Annotated in this window: 16 protein-coding genes; 9 read left to right on the top strand and 7 right to left on the bottom strand. The window is 58.3% G+C overall.

What is annotated here, in order from left to right; translation table 11 throughout:
* Positions 1-90 precede the first annotated feature (90 nt).
* From MITSMUL_RS05060 to MITSMUL_RS12110, 3 genes are all read left to right on the top strand, one after another.
* A complete protein-coding gene (locus MITSMUL_RS05060; RefSeq protein WP_040635517.1) occupies positions 91-1,320 on the top strand; it encodes a M20 family metallo-hydrolase in 1,230 nt (409 codons plus the stop codon).
* Positions 1,321-1,563: 243 nt separating this feature from the next.
* Positions 1,564-2,538, top strand: coding sequence for an AAA family ATPase (locus tag MITSMUL_RS05055; protein ID WP_005840544.1), 975 nt, complete (start codon positions 1,564-1,566; stop codon positions 2,536-2,538).
* Complete coding sequence (locus tag MITSMUL_RS12110; RefSeq protein WP_005840542.1) at positions 2,531-3,619, top strand: ParB/RepB/Spo0J family partition protein; 1,089 nt, start codon at positions 2,531-2,533, stop codon at positions 3,617-3,619. The genes MITSMUL_RS05055 and MITSMUL_RS12110 overlap by 8 nt, the downstream gene beginning before the upstream one ends.
* Before the next feature lie 51 nt (positions 3,620-3,670).
* Here the strand turns inward: MITSMUL_RS12110 and MITSMUL_RS05045 are convergent, their stop codons facing one another.
* The 4 genes from MITSMUL_RS05045 to MITSMUL_RS05030 all read right to left on the bottom strand — a co-directional run bounded on the left by MITSMUL_RS05045 (position 3,671) and on the right by MITSMUL_RS05030 (position 6,494).
* Positions 3,671-4,459 carry a protein-ADP-ribose hydrolase gene (locus MITSMUL_RS05045; RefSeq protein WP_005840541.1) on the bottom strand — a complete coding sequence of 263 codons (789 nt, stop codon included), beginning with the start codon at positions 4,457-4,459 and terminating at the stop codon, positions 3,671-3,673.
* Positions 4,456-5,421 (bottom strand): SIR2 family NAD-dependent protein deacylase, encoded by a 966-nt coding sequence (locus MITSMUL_RS05040; RefSeq protein ID WP_005840539.1) that lies wholly within the window; start codon positions 5,419-5,421, stop codon positions 4,456-4,458. Before MITSMUL_RS05040 ends, MITSMUL_RS05045 begins: the two co-directional genes overlap by 4 nt.
* Before the next feature lie 39 nt (positions 5,422-5,460).
* The gene (locus tag MITSMUL_RS05035; RefSeq protein ID WP_040635515.1) at positions 5,461-5,730 is read right to left on the bottom strand and encodes a hypothetical protein; all 270 of its coding nucleotides are present in this window, start codon (positions 5,728-5,730) and stop codon (positions 5,461-5,463) included.
* Positions 5,731-5,879: 149 nt separating this feature from the next.
* Positions 5,880-6,494, bottom strand: coding sequence for a pyridoxamine 5'-phosphate oxidase family protein (locus tag MITSMUL_RS05030; protein WP_040635514.1), 615 nt, complete (start codon positions 6,492-6,494; stop codon positions 5,880-5,882).
* Positions 6,495-6,702: 208 nt separating this feature from the next.
* Here MITSMUL_RS05030 and MITSMUL_RS05025 point away from each other — a divergent pair, with 208 nt between their 5' ends.
* The 3 genes from MITSMUL_RS05025 (at position 6,703) to MITSMUL_RS12105 (ending at position 13,251) form a co-directional block, all read left to right on the top strand.
* Entirely contained in the window at positions 6,703-7,683 is a 981-nt protein-coding gene (locus tag MITSMUL_RS05025) for a Gfo/Idh/MocA family protein (RefSeq protein ID WP_005840534.1), read from the top strand.
* Positions 7,684-7,855: 172 nt separating this feature from the next.
* Complete coding sequence (locus tag MITSMUL_RS05020) at positions 7,856-8,314, top strand: MarR family winged helix-turn-helix transcriptional regulator (RefSeq protein ID WP_040635512.1); 459 nt, start codon at positions 7,856-7,858, stop codon at positions 8,312-8,314.
* 212 nt (positions 8,315-8,526) lie between these two features.
* Positions 8,527-13,251 (top strand): EAL domain-containing protein, encoded by a 4,725-nt coding sequence (locus MITSMUL_RS12105; protein ID WP_005840530.1) that lies wholly within the window; start codon positions 8,527-8,529, stop codon positions 13,249-13,251.
* Between the two features lie 949 nt (positions 13,252-14,200).
* On the opposite strand, the gene MITSMUL_RS05010 is transcribed toward MITSMUL_RS12105, so the two are convergent.
* A complete protein-coding gene (locus MITSMUL_RS05010; protein ID WP_005840527.1) occupies positions 14,201-15,238 on the bottom strand; it encodes an alpha/beta hydrolase in 1,038 nt (345 codons plus the stop codon).
* Between the two features lie 222 nt (positions 15,239-15,460).
* Between MITSMUL_RS05010 and MITSMUL_RS05000 the strand changes: the two genes are divergently transcribed.
* The gene (locus tag MITSMUL_RS05000; RefSeq protein WP_040635509.1) at positions 15,461-16,006 is read left to right on the top strand and encodes a glutathione peroxidase; all 546 of its coding nucleotides are present in this window, start codon (positions 15,461-15,463) and stop codon (positions 16,004-16,006) included.
* 128 nt (positions 16,007-16,134) lie between these two features.
* Here the strand turns inward: MITSMUL_RS05000 and MITSMUL_RS04995 are convergent, their stop codons facing one another.
* Both MITSMUL_RS04995 and MITSMUL_RS04990 read right to left on the bottom strand, forming a co-directional pair.
* Complete coding sequence (locus MITSMUL_RS04995; RefSeq protein ID WP_040635908.1) at positions 16,135-16,740, bottom strand: DUF1847 domain-containing protein; 606 nt, start codon at positions 16,738-16,740, stop codon at positions 16,135-16,137.
* Between the two features lie 15 nt (positions 16,741-16,755).
* Positions 16,756-17,139 (bottom strand): NifB/NifX family molybdenum-iron cluster-binding protein, encoded by a 384-nt coding sequence (locus tag MITSMUL_RS04990; protein ID WP_040635507.1) that lies wholly within the window; start codon positions 17,137-17,139, stop codon positions 16,756-16,758.
* Between the two features lie 323 nt (positions 17,140-17,462).
* Between MITSMUL_RS04990 and MITSMUL_RS12100 the strand changes: the two genes are divergently transcribed.
* The gene (locus tag MITSMUL_RS12100) at positions 17,463-21,782 is read left to right on the top strand and encodes an EAL domain-containing protein (protein ID WP_050751639.1); all 4,320 of its coding nucleotides are present in this window, start codon (positions 17,463-17,465) and stop codon (positions 21,780-21,782) included.
* A gap of 204 nt (positions 21,783-21,986) precedes the next feature.
* Positions 21,987-23,243 carry an ATP-binding protein gene (locus MITSMUL_RS04980; RefSeq protein WP_005840515.1) on the top strand — a complete coding sequence of 419 codons (1,257 nt, stop codon included), beginning with the start codon at positions 21,987-21,989 and terminating at the stop codon, positions 23,241-23,243.
* Positions 23,244-23,314: the final 71 nt, after the last annotated feature.

Here is a 23,314-nt window from a genome sequence, read left to right as displayed (position 1 = left end):
GTCAAGAAAGGCGAAAGGAGATTCGAAGAAGTATACAATATATAGAGAAGATCGAGATAGGAGTTTCATTGTAAGATGGGAGGTATTTTTATGATTTCAAGAACGCGCTTGCAGCAGCAACTCGCAGATCTGCAGGACATCACGGCGCCGGGGAAGGGCATCAACCGGCTGGCGTTCACGGATGCGGATTGGCAGGGGCGCGCGTATCTGATGGGCTTGATGCGCGAGGCGGGCATGGAGCTGCGTGAGGATGCCTTCGGCAATGTCATCGGCCATGTGAAGGGCGCAGATGAGAGCTTGCCCGCTGTTATGTTCGGTTCGCATGGCGACAGTGTGCCGGAAGGCGGCAACTTCGACGGCATTGTCGGTATCCTTGCGGCGATCGAGACGGTCCGCTCGATGCAGGAGGACGGCTTCACGCCGCAGAGGCCGCTTGAGGTCGTCTTGTTCCTCTGTGAGGAGTCGAGCCGCTTCTCGGCGGCGACGCTCGGCAGTCGGGCCATGCGCGGCGAGCTCTCGCACGATGACCTGTTGCGATTGCACGACAAGGAAGGCCATACGCTCTACGAGGTGCTCAAGAGCCGTCATCTTGCCCCTGACCATATCGAGTCGGCCCGGTACACGAGGCCCCTGCGCGCCTTCCTCGAGCTCCACATCGAGCAGGGCAAAGTCCTCGAGCATGAGGGCCTGCCCATCGGCCTCGTCACGGGCATTGCAGCGCCGACGCGCTTCTACGTCAACTTCCACGGCAGTGCCGATCACAGCGGTGCGACACCAATGAACCTGCGCCACGATGGGCTCTGCGCGGCGTCAGAAGCCGTGCTAGCCGTTGAGCGCGAGGCCTCGTCTTACACAGAAGCGCCTGTTGTCGGCACGGTCGGCATCCTGCAAGTCACGCCGGGCGTCATGAATGTCATCCCGGGTGAAGTCCGGATTGGCGTCGACATCCGCAGTATCTCCGCAGAGGCCAAGGATGCCGTCGAGCAGGCAGTCCGCCAAGATATCGAGGCCATCGCTGAGCGGCGTCAGCTGACCTACGACATCGAACCAGTCAGCAAGGAGCAGCCAGCCCGCATGGACGCGGCACTCGTCGATCTGCTCGAGGAGACGGCCAAGGAGCTCGCCATTCCCTGCCGCCGGATGATGAGCGGCGCGGGCCACGACAGCATGCACTGGGCCGACTATGCGCCAACGGCTATGCTGTTCATCCCGTGCCGCGCGGGCATCAGTCACAACCCAGCAGAATTTGCCAAGCTCGAGGACATCGTGCGCGGTACCGAGCTGCTCTCTGCCGCCGTGCGCAAGCTCGCAAGCGACTGAGCCACGACCATCGGAGTTCGGCAAAAGTCCGACAGTCGTCCGACGATAGTCTGACCACAGTCCGACAGTCCGACCATACGAACCTCAAAAAGTTCAGTCCGACAAAAAAGTCCAGCACTGGACTTTTTTGCATCTGCATTGTCTTTCCCCCGCGAAGATGGTATAATTTTTGTATGAAGGTTTTGTACTGTAATAATGCAGAGCCGTACACGAACTCGAAGATTTTCAGGAAGCAGGGGGAGTATGTCGCGAAACAATCCCCGGACCCGGTTCTCGACGTCGGTGTCGAAGGTGCTGTACGAGAAGCTCGACCGCATTGCGGAGGTGACGGGCACACAGAAGACGGCACTCGTCGACGAGGCGCTCGAGCTCTTGGTCCAGAAGTACAGAGGCCGCGTTCTCGCGAGCGGCGGAGAAGGAGTATCTATCTTTATGGCTAAGACTATCGCATTCTGTTCACACAAAGGCGGCGTCGGCAAGACGACTTCGGCGGCGGCCTTTGCGGACCTCTTGGGGCGCCGGGACTACAAGGTCCTGCTCATCGACGCGGACCCGCAGGGCAATCTCTCGAAGCGCTTTGGCTACCATCCGAAGGAATACCGCGGCGCGGTCCAGCTGAGCGCGGCGGTGCTCAACATCCTGTCGGACGACCCGAAGCCGCTCCGCGATTTCGTGCTCGCCACGCAGAACAAGAATGTCGACATCATCCCGAACGACGACCGCTACACGGCCACGACGAAGACGCTTCTCGAGGCGGTCATGCTCGGCATCAATGCCTACAAGGTGCTCATACAGGAGCTCGATGGCCTCTACGACTACATCATCTTCGACTGCCGTCCGGCCGTCGACAATGAGATTGCCCAGATCATGCGCGCCGTGCAGTACCTCATGATCCCGGTCAATGCGGCCGACGACTCCGTCGATGGCGTCGACACGGTGCTCGGCTACGCTTCGAAAATCCGTCATGCGAATCCCGACCTCTGTGTCGCGGGCATCTTCTTCGAGGCCGTCAACATGCGCACAGCTGTCGCGCACGACTACGTGCCGCAGATCCGTGCGAAGTACGCGCCGTTGATTCTCGAGACCATCGTCCCCCATTCCGAGGACGCCCACAAGGCCGAGAGCCGCCATCTGCCCGTCACGGAAGCCTATCCGTCGGGCAAGGCGACGCGCGCCTATTCCAAACTCGTAGAGGAGGTATTGACTCGAATTGGCTAAGCGAAAATCATTCTTCATCTCCACCAAGAAGACGCCGGACTTTGCTGACGTCGGCGCCATGTCCAGCGCGCCGTCGGCCGCGAGCGCGATGTCGCCGGAGCGCATCGCCGCGCTCAAGGAACTGATGGCTAAGCCCGCCGCAGCCGTCGCGCCGCAGCACGCGGAGGAGCCCGCCCGCGTCGACACGCTGCTGCCCGCACATCACGAGCAGCTCATCGACCTTGATAAGCTTCACCCCGCGCCGGATGATTGGAATTTCTTCAGCCGTCCGCAGCCGGACCAGTACGCGCTGATCTTCCAGTCCATCTACAAGTACGGCCTCTGGCATCCCTGCACCGTCTGGGAGCAGGAGGACGGCAGCTACATGATCCTCGGGGGCCACACGCGCACGCTCGTCTACCATGAGCTCTACGAAGTCACGCACGACGAGAAATACCTGCGCATTCCCTGCAAGGTCTACCAGCACGGGCAGATCACAGCGCCGACGGCGCGCCGAATCGTCATCCTGACGAACATCGCCCAGCGTGCCAAGGAGGACTCCGCCATCCGCGTCCGCTGCTACAGCGAGATGGCCCGCCTCGAGAAGGAAGAGTCCTTCTACGGCTCCGGCGTCGACGTCAACACGGCCGTCTCGAAGCTCTTCGGCGTCAGCCGCTCGACCGTCTTCTTTTACCGCCGCCTCGAGAAGCTCATCGCGCCGCTGCTCGACGCCTACGACAAGCGCCAGATCACGCAGGCCGTCGCCAACATGCTCTGCGACCTCCCGCAGGAGCTGCAGGAGTACATCTACGAGCAGCGCTACCACCTGCTCATGGATCCAGCCATGCGCTACGTGATGAAGAAAGTCACGACAAAAGAGGAAATCGACGCCATCATCAAGGGCCGCCGCAAGCCGCGCGAGAAGTTCGAGTACCTCGTCGCGACGAAGATCGCGAAGCCGAGTAACTTCGACCTCGTGCCACTGGCCGTCGACCACAAAGAAGTCGACGCCTTCAAGGAATTCCTGAACCAGGCCCTCGACCTCGCCGACGGACTGTCCGACCATACGAAGCAGGTCATCCGCAAGATGCTCCAGCAGTAAAAATCATACAAAAACGCCTGACTCGAAACGGTCAGGCGTTTTTTATTGACATTATGCGTTCAGTAAATTTTCGTAAATCCGACGGTCGGCATCCTCGAAGACATCGAAGATGACGCGTTTGATGGAGGCTGCGGGATGCACGTCAAGCCAGTGTTGCACGGTGCGGACGGCGATATGGGCCGCCGCGTCTTTCGGGAAGCGGAAGACGCCCGTCGAGATGCAGCAGAAGGCGACGCCTTTGAGACCATGCTCTGCTGCAAGCGTGAGACAGGACTCGTAGCACGAGGCCAGAAGCCTGCGGTGCTCATCTGTCAGGCTGCCCTGCACGATGGGACCTACCGTGTGCAGGACGAAGCGCGCGGGAAGATGGTAGCCAGACGTGATCTTGACCTTGCCTGTCGGCTCATCGTGGCCCTGTGCCTGCATGAGTTTGTAGCAGTTGTAGCGCATCTCGACGCCTGCCATCGTCTGCTCGATGTTGTCGATGCAGTTATGGTTTGGCAGGAAGCAGCCGAGCATCTGCCTGTTGGCCGCATTGACGATGGCATCGATGCGCAGTCGCGTGATGTCGCCCTGCCAGAGCACCAGACGAGGGTCTAGGCTAGATGCGGACAGCCCCATGCCATTGACGATGCCCTTGGCCGCCGTCATTGCCTCCAAGAGCGCTCCTTCGATGCGCTGGAACTCCATTGGCACCGGCGCAGGCGGCCGGACGTTGAAGAGTGCGCGCAGGAGATGCCACTCCCCTTCTTCATCGTCGGGGATACGGTAATGCGCATATTCCGGCATTTCCTGCTGCAGATAGCGGATGAGCCAGAGGCGCTGTTCCTCCTGTGTCATACGATCACCCCTTCTCCAGACGGCACCTTCCCCATGCGGGAGAGGTCGTGCAGGACCTTGCCGATATCGGCCTCGATGCAGAGGCTGCGCTTGCGGATGGAAGATGAACACGCTGCGCCGCTAAGGTTGATGCTAGTGTAGAATGCGTTCGGATTCATCTTCGTGTAGTACCAGAACGGATACTTGATGATGACCGGCGTGTTGAGTCCGACGCCGAGCTCCAGATAGAGGATGGCATCGTCTTCATGCGCGGCGAGGAACGCCTTGTAGCGCGCCTGCGCCGCATGCCAGCCATCGTCCTCGACGAAGCGCCCGTCGCAGCGGACGCTGACCATCATCGCACGGCCATCGTCCGGACAGACCGGCACGAGCTCTTTCGGCACGACCATCTTGAGCTTGCCCGATGACGGCACCTCAAAGATGCTGTCTGCCCCACGGACGAAGCCCTGCGCCTCGAGCATGGCCTCGACCATCTCGCGGTTGTCGTACGTCTTTGCCACTTCCGGCTGTACACTCTGCAGCAGTCCATAGTCGCCCTGCGTGTAGAAGAGCCGCCGCTTGTCGAAGCCGCTGCGCTGGAACTGGTGGTCGACATTTGTCGTCAGCACGAAGTAGTCCTTGTCCTCGACAAGATGCCGCAAGGTCGGATAGACATCGCTCGGTGCATCGACATAGCGATTGAAATAGATGTGGCGGCTCCACCACGCCCAGTAGATCTCCGGGCTCGAGAAGGGGTAGAACCCACCCGTGTACATGTCGCGGATGCCGTACTTCTCGGCAAAATCCGCAAAGTACTTCTGGAAGCGCGCACCGCCGTACGATAGTCCGGCTGCTGTCGAGAGGCCCGCCCCGGCCCCCACGAGCAGAGCATCCGCCTGCGCGAGCTTCTCCCGCAGCACCGCCAGCTGTTCCTCATAGGGAGCGGCTTCTGGATATATGACTTTATCGGAAAAACCAAACATGGTTACCACCTCTTCTTCTCTCTAGTTCTTGGGTCGACATCAGAATCCCTGCTTTGCTCCCGTGATCGGCATCTGCGAATAGTGGACATGGACAATCTTCCAGCCGTACTCATTGCCGCGCGGTTGGATGAACATCGTGCGATCGTCCGTCTGCCAGATGCGCTCCGCTTCCTTCAGGTTGTAATTCGTGATGGAATCCGCATATTGGCCGATGACTTTCTTGATGGCCGCGATGTCCTGAGCCGAGCCCGTATTCGGGATCGCTGCTTCCTGCTTTTCCGGGAACAGGGCTGCTGCCGTCATCTCCAAGTCGTTCTTACCCGCGTAATATTCCTCCTATCGGCCGCCGGTCAAGCCGCCGTTCTTTTATCGTAAATCTCTTTTTGTAATTAATGATATTACATCTTGTAGTTTTACTATAACACGCCCTGTCTTTGATGTCAACGCAAATATTACATTTATCTTTCAGGACGATGAATCGCCTGTACCGGGCAAACTTCGGCACAGCGGCCGCAGCTCAGGCAGTGCGAGTCCTCGATGTGAGCGCAATCATTCTCTCCCATGGTAATGCAGGCTTGCGGGCAGACGGACAAGCAGCGCCGACAGCCGACGCAGGCTTTGCTGACCTGATAGCCTGTCGCGACTTCTGCCGCCTTGCCAATGACAAAGCTGCCGCGCTTGATATGCGCGGGATTCGAGATATCAAAGAACTCGCCTGTCCCCTCGTAGAGCTGGAAGACCTCGAGTACTTCGCACGTATCGCCCGGATAGATCTTCCCCATGTAGGGATTGTGGGCGAAAATCTCCGCCAGCTTCTTGTGGCCGATGTTCCGGACTTTGCCGTCGACGCGCACGGCCCGCTTTGCTTTCGTGCCCGATAGGCTGACATAGCCCTGCTGCATCAGCTGACGGTAGAACGATTTGCCGCGGGCCGTCAGGAAGTAGAGCCCCTGCTCATCGTAGAGCATCATGTCAATGACGCGCGTCTCCGGGCGTCCTTCTTCGTTGAGTGTTGCCACGACGACCGAGTGAATCTCTTCGGTCAAAATCTGTAAATACTTCACTGTCTCCATCTCCATTATCTGAATCGTATCGTTTATAAATGTAATAATATTAATTACACCAATAGATTCATCGTATCATCTGGGAAAATATCTGTCAACATTTCAGTGGCAACCAATAGGAATGGCGGCTTTGGCACAGCCAGGCAGGGAAGGAGCTGCGGACCGTCGAATGAAAATATGATATAGTTAGACCGCCAATCTGGTAGGAGGGATTCTCATGAAATTAGCTATGCTTGGCACGGGGAAGATCGTGCAGGACGCGCTCCTGGCGCTGCGCGAGGTGCCGGAGATTACCGTGGACAGTGTGTTTGCACGGCCGCAGAGCCGCGCGAAGGCGGAGAAGCTTGCGGCAGAGTGGCAGATTCCGCATGTCTACACGGATATGCAGGCGCTGCTTGCAAGCGACTGCGTCATCTACGTCGGGCTGGCCAATCGCGTGCATGTGCCCTATGCGGAACTGGCTTTGCGTGGCGGCCATGATGTCATCATGGAGAAGCCCTTTGCGCCGTGCGGCAGCGATGTTGCCGCTATCCGCGCGCTGGCCAAGAAGCAGGGACAGCTCATCATCGAGGCGGTCACGCCGTTCTTCCTGCCGAACTTCGCCGTCATCCGCGAATCCCTGCCGAAGCTCGGCCGCATCCGCGCCGTGCAGGCCAACTACTCGCAGTACTCGAGCCGCTACGATGCCTACCGCGCAGGCACGGTCCTGCCCGCCTTCGACCCCGCACGCTTTGGCGGTGCGCTCTACGACATCAACATCTATAACCTCAACCTGATCATCGCGCTGTTTGGCAAGCCGCAGGAGGCCCGTTACACGGCGAACTGCGGCTTCAACGGCATCGACACCTCAGGCGTCGCAACGCTGCGCTACAAGGACTTCTTCGCTACGGCCGTCGGCGCGAAGGACAGCGCGAGCCCCGGCTTCTTCACCGTGCAGGGTGAGGACGGCTGGCTGCGCGTCGACGGCGCGCCCAACGAGCTGCCGAGCGTCACGGTCGCTCAAGACGGCAAAGAGAAGACCTTCCGTGAGAACCGCTACGCACACCGCATGGTCCACGAGTTCCAAGCCATCGCGCGCCTCTTTGCCGAGCGAGACACACAGACCATCGACGAACATCTCGCCATCTCTCAAGCCGTCATGGAAACCGTCGATGCCCTGCGCGCGAGCGCTGCACTGCCCTTCCCCGACACTCACTGAAAGAGTCGGACTCTGCACAAAGCCGCTCTGCGGCTTTTCCTGCTCCATCCATTTTGCTAAACTTTGTTGAGAAAATCTATTTTGCAACGCCAAGAAAATTTGATACAATAGAATCAAAGAATCGATGCAACCCACGAGAAATACACGCATGACACGCATGAAAGGAATACATATGGCAACTGAAAACGAAAAAGAAGATCTCCTGCTGCTCGATAAGCAGCTCTGCTTCCCGCTCTACGCCTGCGCGCGCAAGATTGTCGCGGCCTACCATCCCTTCCTCAAAGCCCTTGGCCTGACCTACACCCAGTACGTCACGATGATGGTCATCTGGGAGAAGAAAGAAATCTCCGTGCACGAACTCGGCGACATCCTCTACCTCGACTCCGGCACCCTGACGCCCGTGCTCAAGAAGCTCGAAAGCTTCGGCTACATCGAGCGTCACCGCAGCACCATCGACGAGCGCGTCGTCGAGGCCCGCCTGACCGAGAAGGGGCAGGCCTTCAAAGAGGAAGTCAGCAAAGTCCCCGAGCAGATGCGCTGCTACCTCAGTGAACGGAATTTGAACTTCACCCCCGATGAAATCACTGCCTTCAAGGGCGAACTCTACAAGATGCTGGACCACCTGGTCTAAACCAAAAAGTCCAGCGCTGGACTTTTTGCCGTACCGTCAAAGAGAGCCTGTCTGCAAGCGATGCATTGCAGACAGGCTCTCTTAGCAGAATCGAACTTTCTTGAGCAGACGGCAGGGATTTGGTCTTATTAAAGCGAACTGTTATCACCATATAGAAAACATGTGGCGCGTCTTGCCGGGGGATTCGGGGCGCGCGAAAGGGAGACATCGGCATGGACGCGGAGCCAATCAAGAAAAAACTGCATCGCTATTACGATATGATCGCGGGAGGGGTGTGCCTGGTCCGGCAGAGCGCGGAGGAGCAGATTCTCTTTGTCAACAAGGAGATGCTGAAGCTCTACCAGTGCAAGACGGAGCAGGAGTTCTACCAGCTGACGAAGGGGCGCTTCGCGGGGCTCATGGAAGCGGATGACTACATGCCCCTCGAGGCCCGCATGAACAGCCGGCACGGGGAGGCTGCAGAGGGATATGCGTTCCTCGCCTTCCGCTGCTACACGAAGGAGGGCGTCTACCTCCACGTCGAGGGGACGTTCCAGAATGGCACGGTGCCGGGCTTTGGCAAAGTCTGGATGCTGAACCTCGTCAACAAGGAGCGCAGCATGGCCGTCAGTGACCTCGACCCGGTCACGGGCCTTCTGAACATGCACGCGTTCTATCAACGCGTGGAGAAGAAGATCGATGCGCAGCGCGCCAAGCGGCAGCCAGACGACACGGGCATGCTCTACTGCCCGATCTACCTGAATCTCACAAACTTCAAGGTCTACAACGAGACGCACGGCCTCTACGAGGGCGACCGCATGCTGCGCAAGATCGGGCAGATACTGAAGAGCAAGTTCCCCTCGTCGTATATCACGCGCCTCTCAGGAGACAACTTCGCGCTCTTCGTGCCGCGTCAGGGGCTCGAGATCAAGATCCGCGACCTCTGCCAGGCGGTCAACAATGAGATTCACCTCCCCAATATCACGATGAAAGCTGGTATCGGTTCGTTTGACGAGGAAGCCGGCACGCGCCGCCGCGCCATCACGGCGTATTTCGACCAGGCGAAGCTCGCCTGCGACAGCATCAAGAAGGATGCGACGCGCTTTGCCGCCTTCTACCACGACTCCATGCGCCGGAGCATGGCGGACCGCATCTTCATCCTCGACAACCTCGACCGGGCCATCGAGCAGGGCCACATCCAGGTCTACTACCAGCCGGTCATCCGCACGATGACCGGCAAACTCTGCGGCTGCGAGGCGCTGGCCCGCTGGATCGACCCGGTCAAGGGGACGATCTCGCCCGCCAGCTTCATCCCCGTGCTCGAGGAATCGCGCCTGATCTCGCGGCTCGACCGCTACGTCATCGAGAAGGTGGCCCAGCTCCTGCGCTATCAGCTCGAGAACAATCTCCCGATGGTCCCCATCTCTGTGAACCTCTCTCGTTACGACTTCATCCTGATGGACCCGCTCGCCTTTGTCGAACACATCGTCGAGCAATACCACATCCCGCGCTACTACCTGCGCATCGAGGTCACGGAGTCGGTGCTCGTCAAGAACCGCCACCTGCTCATCGACAAGCTGCGCCAGTTCCACCAGTCGGGCTATCAGGTCTGGCTCGACGACTTCGGCAGCGCCTATTCCTCGCTCAACGTCCTGCAGAACTATGAGTTCGACGAGCTCAAGATCGACCAGGGCCTCCTGCGCTACTTCAACGAGGATAGCCGTAAGATCATCCGCTCCATCGTCCTGATGGCCAAGGAGATGGGCATCCACGTGCTGGCCGAGGGTGCGGAGACGAAGGAGCATGTCGACTTCCTGCGCTCCATCGGCTGCGAGAAGATCCAGGGCTACTACTACGGACGCCCCATGCCGTATGAGCTCCTGCGCGAGCACTGCAAGAAAAAGGGCTGGCTCCTCGAGACGCTGTCAGAAGAACAGGCCTGCGATTCAGCAGGCCTCGTCAATCTCATCACAGATGCTCCGGTCGCCATCTTCCAGTACCGTGAAGACGATGCCCAGATCATCAGCGCGAACGATGCCTATCAGAAGGTCCTCGCGACATCTGGCACGAGCAGCCGCGAGGAATTCAACGAGAACATGCGGACGGCAAGCTACCCCATGCGCGAGAAATTCATGACGCTGCTCGCCAGCGCAGCCCACAGCGTCCGCGAAGAGCACATGACCTTTGTCGAGAATGGCCAGTACCTGCGCCTGAACGCCCAGAAGATTGCCGCTACGCCGGATTTCACGCTCATGCTCGCACGCCTCGCCAACATCACCTACGACCAGGACCTCACGGCCTTCCACCAGTACGAGAACGTCTTCCGCAACCTCATGCTCGTCTACGACGGCATCTACTTCATCGACCGCCAGCGGAAAGCGCTCTACGTCATCGAGAGCATGACGTCCCTCTGGCAGGCAGGCGATGTCGTCGACGACCTCAAGAAGATGGCCGACACCTATGCCCGCCACTACATCCACCCCGAAGACCGCGCCCGCTTCCGCCGCTTCCTGGATCCGGCCGTCATCTACCAGCAGGCCGAGCGGTCGGGCCGCTCTGAGGCAATCGAGATGTTCCGAGTCAAGCGGCCCGATGGGCGCTTTGTCTGGATGATCTTCGATGCAATCGTCATCTACAAGAGCACGGCCAAGGACATCCTGATCTGCGTGCGCGAAAACATCTGGGAACGCCAGGAGAACCTTCACGCCCTGCTGCCAAAATTCCTGCCCTACCTGCAGCCGTCCGAGCAGTCGTCCCTGCACGAGGCCGCTATGCTCTGGCAGGCCGCCTGCAACTTCTCATCCATCCCCTTCTACTGGAAAGACAATGAGCGGCGTTACCGCGGCGTCAATCCTGCCTTTCTCGACTATTTCGGCTTAGCGGATGCCGAAGCCATCCTCGGCAAGACCGACGCGGAACTCGGCTGGTGCCTGCAGGACGAAGAGGAAGAGCAGGCCGAAAAGGAGATCCTGCAAAAGGGCAAGACCTGCCGTGACTACCGCACCTTCGTCCTCGTGCACGGCATCCCACAGCGCATCTCTCTATCCGCCTTTCCCGTCTACCAAGGCGGGAAGATCACAGGGCTGCTCGGCTCCATCAACGTCAGAGACACCGTCACAGAGAAGCGCGAGCTGGAGAGCCTCGGCATCCTCGACCACGATACGGGCTTCCTCGGGTTCCGCGGCATGACGATGGCTGGCATGCGCCTCGAGGACGACCGCGTCCGGCGTGGGGAGGACTATCTGGCCACAATCCTGCAGGTCCCCGAGATCAAGGCACTCGTCCACCAGTACAGCCGCGAGACACAGCAGCAGATCCTTTCGGAGATCTGTACGGCCATCCGGGGCCATGCGCCAAAGTCGGCCATCTTCTGCTACATCGGCAGCGGCGTCTTCTGCATCTTCAGCAAGGCCAAGTACACCGATGCCCTGACGGAGCGCCTCAATGCACTCAAGAGCACCGTCGAGAGCATCACCTCAGTCGCGGGCTACAGCTGCACCCTGACGCTGACCGCCACGACCATCCGCGGCTCAGAGGCCAAGGGATTCAACACGCTGCTCTACCTGCTCGCCAAGCGCCTCAACGACGCCATCTGCCAGCGCTGGCCATTTGAGCGCCCCAGCGGCGACAGCATCCAGATCAGTATGGCCCAGCTCAAGGAGGCAGAGGATGGCATCTCCCTCATCGACATCGATACCTACGACATCCTCTATTTCAATCCCGCACTGCTGCACATGCTGAAATTGCCGGTCAGCCCCGATTCGTATCGCAGCAGGAAGTGCTATGAGCTGCTGGCAGGGCGCGCTGCCCCCTGCACGAACTGCATCAATCACACCCTGCAGCGCTATCACCTCCACACCTGGAAGCGCAGCGCGTACTTCACGAGCGGAACGATCCTGCAGCGCGACATGCTCGTGCCATGGAAGGGCAAGAATGCGCGCTTCTCCATCATGACAAACCTCCAGCACTACCAGAAGGACCTCGAATCCGAGAAGAACACCTTGCTGCGGCGCGAGGAAGTCATCAACGACATCATCACCATCGGCATCCAGGAGCCCGACCCCGAGGAAGGCATCCGCAAGATGATGGCAAGGATTGGCGAGACGCTGCAGGCCGAGCGCTTCCTGATCCTCGAGGAGAACGGACGCGGGACTGTCAGCAGCACCTACGAATGGCGCCGCGACACCGCAGAATCCGTCATGAAGGACACGCAGGAAATCCCGCTCTCCCGCCTTCAGGCACTCTACGACCACTTTGAGCACAGCCACGTGCTGATCATCCACGACGTCGACCAGTTCCTGCAGCTCCATCCGGGGTTCCATCCCGTGCTGCAGGGGCTCACGAGCCTCGTCTCCGGCCATCTGACCCAGTCCGGCCGCTCCATCGGCTTCACCGAAGTCGTCAATCCGGCATCAGAGACTTTCTCCTCCGCGACCTTCCTGCTGAGCTCCCTGACGAGCGTCCTCGCCATCATGCTGCGCAACCGCGATATGATCCGCCGGCTCGAGACCTACAGCTACCGCGATCAGCTCACCGGTGTCGGCAACCGCCGCGCCCTCTTGTCCTTCATCCGCACGATACCCGACGGCACCTCGCTCGCCTTCTTCTTCGGCGACATTAACGGCCTCAAGGTCGAGAACGATACAAAAGGCCATGAGGCCGGCGACCTGCTCATCAAGAAAGCCGCGACCGTCCTCGTCGCCGCCGCAGGCCCCGAGCGCGTCTTCCGCATGGGAGGCGACGAATTCCTGCTGGTCGTCGAGAACATCACCAAACAGGAAGCCGACGCCATGCTCAAAGAGCTGCGCGCTACCTACGCCCGCCAGCACGTCAGCGTCGCCATCGGCTGCACCGTCCAAGTCTCGCCCCTCCGCAGCATCGACACCATCCTCTCCGAAGCAGACGCCCTCATGTACGAGAACAAGCGCCAGATGCACGCGCACCACAAAGAATCCTGAAGTGCGTTTTAGGTACATCCAGACAAGCAAACAAGCAAAAAGGAACGGCATAGCACCGCAGATAACGCGTGCTATGCCGTTCCTTTTTCTGCCTTACGCAGAGTCACTTCCCACCAAAAAGTCCAGCACTGGACTTTTTCACGCCTTGCAGTAGAGCTCGATGAACCGCGCGACCGACATGCCATGCTCTTCCAAGAAGGTCGATATGTGACCTGGCTTCTATGCTGAATACAGCCTTGCTCTTCATACTATTTCGTTACAGCATGGATAAAGGGACATGAAAACAACCTATTTCCACCTTTTATAAATCTTTGGGCACAATTCGTCCCTCTATAGGGCACAATCTGTCCCTTTTAACGGCGTAAATTGGGCACAAATTGTCCCCCTGTAGGTCACATCTGGTCCCCATATTTCCCCGCAAAGCCTTGTGCCGCAAGGCTTCCAGAAGCCGAAAGCAATAGAAAGCATTTATATATAAAGCAAGCAAAGCAGTGGGCTGTTATCCACAGCCGATTGCTTGCTTGCCTTTTCTTATCCCTAGCCCTATCTTCTTATCCGAGGGATGTCGTTCTCACTTCGATGCACGCTTAAAGGATTTATGGTATAATAAAGATAGCGTTGATCTTGTAAGGAAAAGCGGCTGATGATTCGAACCGTCAGACTTCTCTTTCTTACCAAGATTGAAGAAAGCGCCGTGTTCCGTTGCAAGACCTTGTGCGCTGAACTACTTCAGCAACGCGATAATGCTAACGACTAGTTGAAGAAATGCCAGCAACAATGCGAGCTCTTCGTTCGTCATGAGCACCACCCCCTTTAGAAGGGAAGGCCAACTCATCGACCGCCGATATGAGTATATCATGTTGCTGGCATTTCTGCTACTGATGACAGGCATGACAGAAGTCCCCTGACTGATCAGAATGATTCCTATCAATCAGGGGACAGTGAAACATTATTTGAGATAGCGGTCGAAGAAGTCGGTGATGATGTTGAGCACGGGTTCTTGGACCCAGTATTTGCCGCCGTGTGCGGCGCCGGTGACGAGGTAACGCTCGCTCGGGATGCCGTTCTGCTGCAGGGCCTGATAGAGCAGGTCGGTCTGGCTCGGGGAGACGATGGTGTCGGCGGTGCCGTGCATCAAGAGCATCGGGGCGCTCGTCTTGCTGATGTAGTGGATGGGGTTGGCTGCCTCGGCTGCCTGTTTGTCGGCGAGGATGCCGCCGTCACGGCCGCCGAAGACAGGCGAGCCGTTGACCCAGAGGGCTTCCGTCGCGCCGGCGGAGCGGTGCTTTGCCTGGACTTCCTCGGAGTAGTCGGAGCCGACCTGCGTGAGGTCCGACAGTCCGTAGAGGTCGACGGCTGCCTTGACGTCGCTCGTGACCTGGAGGTTCTCGCCCTTGTCGAAGGTCTTCGTGCCACTCGTCGTGCCGGCCATGGCGGTCAGGTAGCCGCCAGCGCTGCCGCCGACGATGCCGACGCGTGCGGGATCGATGCCGAAGCGGTCGGCATTCGCCTTGAGGAAGCGGATGGCCGCCTTGACGTCTTCAAGCGGCTCTGGGAACTTCGCCGTCGGCGCGACGCGGTAGTTGATGCTGCCGACCACATAGCCGTGCTCCGCGAGGTGCATGCGGAGCTGGATGCCATTGTCCTTGTTGGCGTTGATGAAGCCGCCACCCGTCACGAAGAGGATGGCCGGTTTCTTCGCCTGCGTCTTCGGCTGCAGGATGTCCATCTGCATCGGCACATTCGCATAGCCGCGGCTCGGCACCTGCTCATAGACGACGTTCGAGATCAGTCCGACTTCTGTCTTATCGGCCTTGACATCGAGCACCTTGCTCGCGACATGGTTCGGCATGTCCTTCGTCGCCGCATCCACGTTGACCGTCGGCTGCGCAGGCGCGGCCATGCCCGTCTGTCCTGCAAGCATCAGCCCGCCGGTCATCATCGTCGTCATCAGCAGTCTGGCCAGTTTTTTGTAGGTCTGTTTCATTTGTATCCCTCCGACTAAATAATACGATATGTTAATATTATACCATATCCATCCGACGATGATTCAGATTTATTCTTGCATTGCAAAATTTGATTTGACAAAATATAAATCATCCCGTATACTGGAACCATAGCAATGAGAAAGACATGCGGCAGGCCGAGCGCCGCCGTGAACGCAAAGACATAGAAGCGCATGGCGCACACAAGAGAAAGGAAGATCATCATGAGTATCTATGATTTCACCGTCAAGACGAGCCAGGGCAAGGAGAAGTCACTGGCTGACTACAAGGGCAAGGTCCTGCTGATCGTCAATACGGCCAGCAAGTGCGGCTTCACACCGCAGTTCGAGGCCTTGCAGAAGCTCTACCTCGCCTACAAGGACAAGGGTCTCGAGATCCTCGGCTTCCCGTGCAATCAGTTCGCTGCACAGGACCCGGGCAGCGACGCGGAGATCCAGCAGTTCTGCCGCTACAACTACGGCGTGACGTTCCAGATCTTCGAGAAGGGCGACGTGCGCGGCGAGACGGCACAGCCGCTCTTCCAGTACCTCACGAAGGAAAAGGGCTTCGAGGGCTTTGATAAAGAGCATCCGAACGCTGCTATCCTCGAGGACGTCCTCAAGAAGAACTTCCCCGAGTACCTCGAAGGCGACGGCATCAAGTGGAACTTCACGAAGTTCCTCATTGACCGCGAGGGTAACGTCGTCAAGCGCTTCGAGCCGACGAAAGAGCCGGCTGCCATCGCAGCAGACATCGAGGCACTGCTCTGACCACTGCTTTGCCAACCACAGACCGATAGACCGTGCGAAAGGCCATGCATCGTATGATGCATGGCCTTTCTTATCCTATGCGGGCAGTTTCCTGCGAAAATGTCCAGCGCTGGACTTTTTGTTGGCGCTTAGACTTCATCTTCATCCATGATGCCGAGCTTGCGCTTCCAGTAGCGCGAGTAGATGGCTCCGAGGGGATTGTGGGCCAGCAGGCGGTCTTTGACGACGAGCGTCGTGACGGGGCCGGGGCAGGCGGCGTTGAAGAGCGCGTCATGTCCGACGCAGAGCCCGCAGGAGATGAAGAGCTCCACGCCCTTATCGGCAAGGAACTTTGCCTGGAACTTCGGGTTGCACATGGCTTCATACTCCAGCTCCGGCTTGACCTGCTTGAGACCGAGCTCTTTCTTGGCGAAGCTGCAGTTCTTGCAGCAGACGCTGTAGCACTCGAAGCCCTGCTTCGTGTAGAAACGCGCGATGTAGCGCGCCTCGGCATTGAGTCCGATGCAGAAGGCCAGGCCGAGCCGGTGATAGCCCATCGCCTTGGCAAACTCCGCCGTCTCCTCCAACCGCGTGATGTTGCTGTAGAAGGTACCCTCGACATAGGCCGCCGCCTTCATGATCCGGCGCTCTTCCTCTGAGTACGCCGCGAGGATGTCTGCCTCATCCACGCCCGTGCAGTTGACGCCCTTGGTGTAGCACGCATGCATCCTGCAGTTGGCACAATCTGCTTTCATGCCCATACACCCCTCTCAATCCTGATGGTGGCAGTTGTGGCCATGACCATGGTCGTGGCCTTCGCCGTGGTGCTCGCAGTGGACGGCGGGGTCATAGGCAAGGCGTCCCGCTGCAAAGTCGGCTGCTGCCTTGTCGGCCTCGCCTTGTACGCCGCCGTAGAAGCGGATGCCCGCTTCCTTCAGGGCATTCTGTGCGCCTGCGCCGATGCCGCCGCAGATCAGCACATCGACGTGTTCCTGCGCGAGTAGCGTGACCAGAGCGCCGTGGCCGGCCCCGTTGTTCTCGATGATGCGAGACCGTCCGACTGTCCCGTCGTTCACCTCATAGAGTTTGAATTGCTCACTGCGGCCAAAGTGCTGGAAGACCTGACCGTCATCGTAAGGGATTGCTAGTCGCATCGTAATCCTTCCTTTCTCCATTCTTTGCGTTTCTTCTCTGCTTTCATGCCGACTTCCAATCTTTCGGTAAGTCATGATAGATTCTTTATAACGTCTTTGCCAATAGATGTCAATCCTTTTCTCATCGCTCCGGTATGCTCAGGCTGTCACGTATCCGATGGCGAAACCGTCCAGCGCTGGACTTTTTTCCGCAAAAAGAACAGTGTGATAGCGTTTTGTTTTCTATTTGTGTTAAAATAAATTGAGAACGATATTTACGAAATGATTTAGGAACGTACGAACACATGGATGGTAAGGCAAGACAAGGACGCGGTGACACGACTATGAGAAGAACTCAGCAGAGCCGGCAGGAATTCCTGCGGGATGCGGCGGACATCCTGCAGCGGGAGTGGCGGGAGTACCACCTGCTCAAATCCTGTCCGGTCTTTTTCAATATCACGAACTTCCACCTCTACAACGCCACGCATGGCTTCCGGCAGGGCGACCTCTGCCTGCAGCACATCGAGGGTATCCTGCGGGAGGTGTTCCCGGAGCGTCCGGTCATCCACCTCGGCGCGGACAACTTTGCGGTCCTGGCGGAGGAGGCCAATGTGCAGGCGCGCATCGACAAGGCCTGCCAGCGCGTGCAGGCCTATATCGGCAACCCCAACATCGCGCTGAAGGCGGGCATCCGCTTTCTCTCGGGACCGCGCTCGCTGAAGGACCTCAATGTCGCGTTCGACAGCGAGGCCAAGATTGCCTGCGACACCATCAAGAAGGATGCCTCGCGCCACTGGGCCATCTACACGCAGGAGCTCGGCCTGCGCCACAAGATGCAGAACTACGTGCGCGAGTACCTGGACCAGGCGCTCGAGAAAGGCTTCATCCGCCTCTACCTGCAGCCCATCATCCGCACGCTGACGGGCAAGCTCGTCGGTGCGGAGGCGCTCGCGCGCTGGGAGTCGCCGCAGTACGGCATGATCTCGCCGGCTATCTTCATCCCCGTGCTCGAGGAGGCCCACCTCATCCACAAGCTCGACGCCTACATCCTCAACGCCGTCGCCAAGATGACGCGCCAGGGCCTCGACAATGGCCTGCCCGCGCTGCCCGTCTCGGTTAATCTCTCGCGCCTCGACTTCATCCTGCAGGACCCGTTCGCCACGACGGAGGCCATCCGCGAGAAATACGATCTGCCGCTCGGCCTCCTGCAGGTCGAGGTCACGGAGAACGCACTCGTCGACAAAATGGAGCCGGTACTTGACGGCATCCGCCGCTTCCAGCAGGGGGGCTATCCCGTGCTGCTCGACGATTTTGGCAGCGGCTATTCCTCGCTCAATGTGCTCAAGGACTACGACTTCGACACGATAAAGTTCGACATGAAGTTCCTGCATCCGTTCACGGAGAAGAGCCGCAAGATCCTCAAGTCCCTCGTCAGCATGGTCAAGGACCTCCACATCCACACGCTGGCCGAGGGGGCAGAGACAAAGGAGCAGTGCGACTTCCTGCGTGAGATCGGCTGCGAGAAAATCCAGGGCTACTACTATGGCAAGCCCATCCCGTGCGAGGACTTCCACCAGTACGCGCTTGACCAGGGGCTGCAGGTGGAGACCCGTGCGGAGGCAAAGCTCTTTGACCAGGCGGGCCTCATCGACCTCAACCAGCCCATCCCGATTTCCATCGTCCGCGATGATACGCAGGAGATGACGATGCTGCAGGCCAACGGACTCTACCTCGAGTCGCTGCACAGCATCGGTACGAGGGATGTCCAGCGCGTCAACGTCAACCTGCGCTCAGCCTACTTCCCGATGAACGAGAAGTTCCGCCGCTTCGCTGACCGCCTCAAGATGACGGGCCAGTGGGAGACGATGACGTACGTCGATGACGGCCAGTACATGCGCATCAAGGCCAAGGAGATTGCCACGGTGGACAAAGAATCGATCTACCAGGTCGGGCTCTACAACATCAGCGCGGAGGAGGCGCTCGACGATGCCAACGCGCACCGTTTCGACAGGCTCCTGCGCAATGTGGTGCTGACCTACGATGCCATCTGGTATCTGAGCCTCGACGAGAATCTCGTGGAGATCATCGAGACGCTGACGAGCATCCGCGTCGGCACGCAGTTCCACAATATCGCCTCTGCCCTGCGCCAGTTCGCCGGCCATTACGTGCATCCATCCGACCGCGAGCGCTTCCTCGCCTTTACGGACCCCAAGACCTTCTACGAGCGGGCCGCTAGCAATCCGCAGTCCTTCATCTCGGCGCCGTTCCGCATCCTGCTCGCCGACGGCCGCTACGGCTGGATGTACTTCACGAGCATGGCGCTCGTCCAGTCGACCTCGCACGAGATGCTCGTCTGCCTCTGCCGGGATTTCATGAGCCGCCAGCCCGACCGTCAGACCATCATCCGGCAGATGCTCGACTCGTACGGCATCTCGAAGGATTTCTTCGCCGCAGGGCCGGACACGCTGACGGCCTCCATCTGGCATGTCCTCATGGACGACCTGGGCATCGAGTTCTTCTGGAAGGACCGCCAGCACCGCTTCCGCGGGGCGAGCAGGGCCTTCCTCAAGGGGCGCGGCGTCAAGGATGTCGCAGAGATCCTCGGCAAGACGGACGCCGAGCTCGGCTGGCTGCTGCACACGACGCACGCACAGGAGACCGAGGAGAAGGTCATGCAGACCGGCGAGCCGCAGCTCGACGTGCAGGAATACCTGAGCATCGGACACCTCATCCAGGAGATCCGCACCTTCGAATACCCCATCCGCGAGAGCGGGCAGGTCGTCGGCGTCTTCATCCGCATCAACTCCCTCGAGGATGCGCCCGAACGCCGCAAGCAGGACCTCTCGCTCGGCCTCATCGACGAGGAGACGGGCCTTTTGAGCTACAGCGGCATGCTCATGGACGGCCTACAGTACGCCGACGAGTTCCGGCTGCACGGCGACGACTACACGGCGCTGCTGCTCGACGTGCCGGAGTATGATGCCATCGGCATGAAGTACGGCAAGGCGTTCCGCCAGCACCTGCTGCAGGAGATCGTCGCGCTGGTGCGGCAGGCAATCCCCACGGCCTGCAGCCTTGCCCGCATCGGCAACTGCTGTTTCCTCATCCTCGCCAAGGCGGCACAGGATGTGCGCCTGCAGCAGGCCATCCTGAACCTCACGCAGAAGATCCACGCCATCGAGAAGGTCGACGGGAACGACTGCACGCTCTTCCTGCACCACGCACAGGCCCACGGCTCAGAGGTCCGCAGCATCGACAGCCTGCTGCAGCTCTTGGTCAAGCGCCTGCACCGTGCGGAAGAGAAGCTCTACGGCGTGACGCTCTACAGCAACGATAACCTCATCTTCCCGCGCGAGCTCTTCGACAAGATTGAGTTTGGCGTGAGCATCACCGATCCCGAGACGCACGACGTCCTCTACCTCAACAAGGCCCAGCGCGACGAGCTCGGCATGCTCCCCGACACGCCGCTCACGGGCAAGAAGTGCTACTCGCTCATGGCGGGCAACAATGCTCCCTGCGAGGACTGCTATCTCGATAGGCTCGACCACACGAGCTGCATCACCGACATCTTCCACAGCCAGGTCCTGAATGCCGACATGCTGCTCTGTCACACGCTCGTCCCGTGGAACGGCAAGTCCCGCCGTTTCTGCATGAGCATCAACCTCGACCGCTACCTGCAGCGCCATGCGGCACACGAGAAGGTCCTCTATCAGGAGCTTTCCGTCAACGACATCATCCGCGCGGGCATGTACGAGCTCGACGCCGAGAACGGCATCCGCAAGATGATGCACCGCCTCGGCAGTCTGCTCGATGCCGACTACGTCCTGATCGCCGAAGAGGACGAGACGCTGCTGCGCTTCTCCTACTTCTGGGAGGCGCGCACGGCGCAGCCGATCTCGCGCACCATCAAGCCATTCCCGCGCGAGGACATCCGGCTGATCTACGAGCAGTTCGCCAAGGCCCCCGTCTTCACCATCGATGACGTCGAGCAGTTCTGCCGCGAGTCGGGCTATGCGCCGCGCCTGCCGAACCTCCATCGCCTGATCTTCGCGCGCCTGCGCCTCGACGACCACATCTACGGCTACCTCGAGGTCGTCAATCCAGCCCCCGAGCAGATGGAGAAAGCCCTGCCGCTGCTGCGCGCGCTCGCCCGCTTCTTCTCCATCCTGCTGCGCAACCGCAATCTCATGCAGCGCATCGACCGCCTGAGCAAAGTCGACCCGCTGACCGGCGTCATGAACCGCCGCGGCCTGCTCGACTCCCTCAAGGACCTGCCGAGTGGGATGTACGCCTTCTTCTTCGGCGACCTCAACGGCCTCAAGGAGACGAACGACAAACTCGGCCACGATGCAGGCGACCGCCTGATCCAGTCGGCAGCAAGCGTCTTTGTGCACAGCTGCCCGACGAACGCCGTCTTCCACATGGGTGGCGACGAATTCCTCATGATCCAGGCCGTGCAGGATGAGCAGGAGGCCAGCGCCATCAACGACAGGCTCCACGACCGCTTCCACACCGCCGGCATCAGCATCTCCCTCGGCTTCTCCATGGCAGCTCTGCCCGCCATCAACATCGACGCCGTCCTCGCCGAAGCCGACTGCCACATGTACAAAGAGAAAGTAGAGCACCATAAGACACGCCATCAGCATCAGGCAACGGATGCATAAAAAAGCAGCGCCCCCGCCGACAGACTTCGGCAGGAGCGCTGCTTTTTCTGACGCATTGCTTGAGAAAAATTGAATAAAACCTGCCATCTGCCACATTTTATTCAATTTTTCCGTGGTACATAGACAGGATGCGTGCTAAAATATTGAATAAAAGTTGCCATTTGCCACAGTTTATTCAATATTTTAGAAAGAAGGCTTCGAACTATGCTGATTCGACGAGACATTTACCTGCAAAAGCTCATTGATCGCAGGAGCAGCGGTCTGATCAAGGTCATCACAGGGATACGACGCTGTGGGAAGTCCTACCTATTATTCGAACTATTCAGGAAATATCTATTGGAACACGGCATTGATGAAAAACACATTGTCAGTATGGCGTTTGATACGTTCCAGAATCGACGCTATCGCAATCCTGAGCAGCTGATGGACTACCTCCGTCAACATATCGGGACGGAAGGTACCTATTATGTGCTGCTTGACGAGGTACAGCTCCTGAAGGACTTTCCAGAGGTTCTCAATTCATTATTGCACCAAAGTAATGTCGACATCTATGTGACCGGCAGTAATTCCAAATTCTTATCGAGTGATGTCATCACAGAGCTGCGCGGTCGCGGCGATGAAATCCATATCTTTCCCTTGTCTTTTGCTGAGTTTATGCAAGCATATCAAGGCGATATCTATCATGGATGGGCAGAATATCTCCGATATGGGGGGCTTCCATTGACGGTCAATATGAAAACTGCCGAGCAAAAGTCACAATATCTCATCCAGCTCTTCCAAGAAACCTATCTCAAAGATATCCAAGAGCGCAATCGTTTAGATCGAGAAAGTGAAATGGAGTCCTTGCTCGATGTGCTGGCTTCATCCATCGGTTCCCTGACCAATCCGAGCAAAATACAAGCGACATTCCAGAGCAAACTGAAATCCAGCATCAGCGTCAACACAATCCATCGCTATATCTCATTCTTGGAGGATGCATTCCTCATCCATGAAGCAAAGCGCTATGACGTTAAAGGGCGCAAGTACATCGGGACGCCTGTCAAATACTATTTCGAAGACGTCGGCCTGCGCAATGCCAGACTTAACTTCCGGCAGGTCGAAGAAACACATCTTATGGAGAATATCCTCTACAATGAGTTGCGGATGCGCGGCTACAATGTCGATGTCGGCTCTATCACTAAGCGTTATACCGATACGGTATCGCAGAAACGCGTATCCAAACAGCTTGAGGTAGATTTTGTGGCCAATCTGGGCAGCAAGCGATATTACATCCAGTCAGCCTATCGTTTGCCCGATGAAGAAAAGATGCAACAAGAAAAGGCATCGCTATTGGCACTGGATGACTCGTTCAAGAAAATCATCGTTGTGTCCGACATCACGACCCCCGTGCATGATGATGATGGCATCTTGACCATCAACATCCTCGACTTCTTGTTGAATCCAGACAGTCTAGAAGCATGATCCATGCAATTGGAACATCTGCGCAACAATCGATGATGCCACGACAAATGAACATGAAAAGAGCGAGCACC

Origin of the sequence: Mitsuokella multacida DSM 20544 (assembly GCF_000155955.1) — a bacterium.
Lineage (GTDB): Bacteria > Bacillota > Negativicutes > Selenomonadales > Selenomonadaceae > Mitsuokella > Mitsuokella multacida.
Note: the sequence above shows the minus strand (reverse complement) of the source record. Positions and strands in the feature narration are given on the sequence as shown.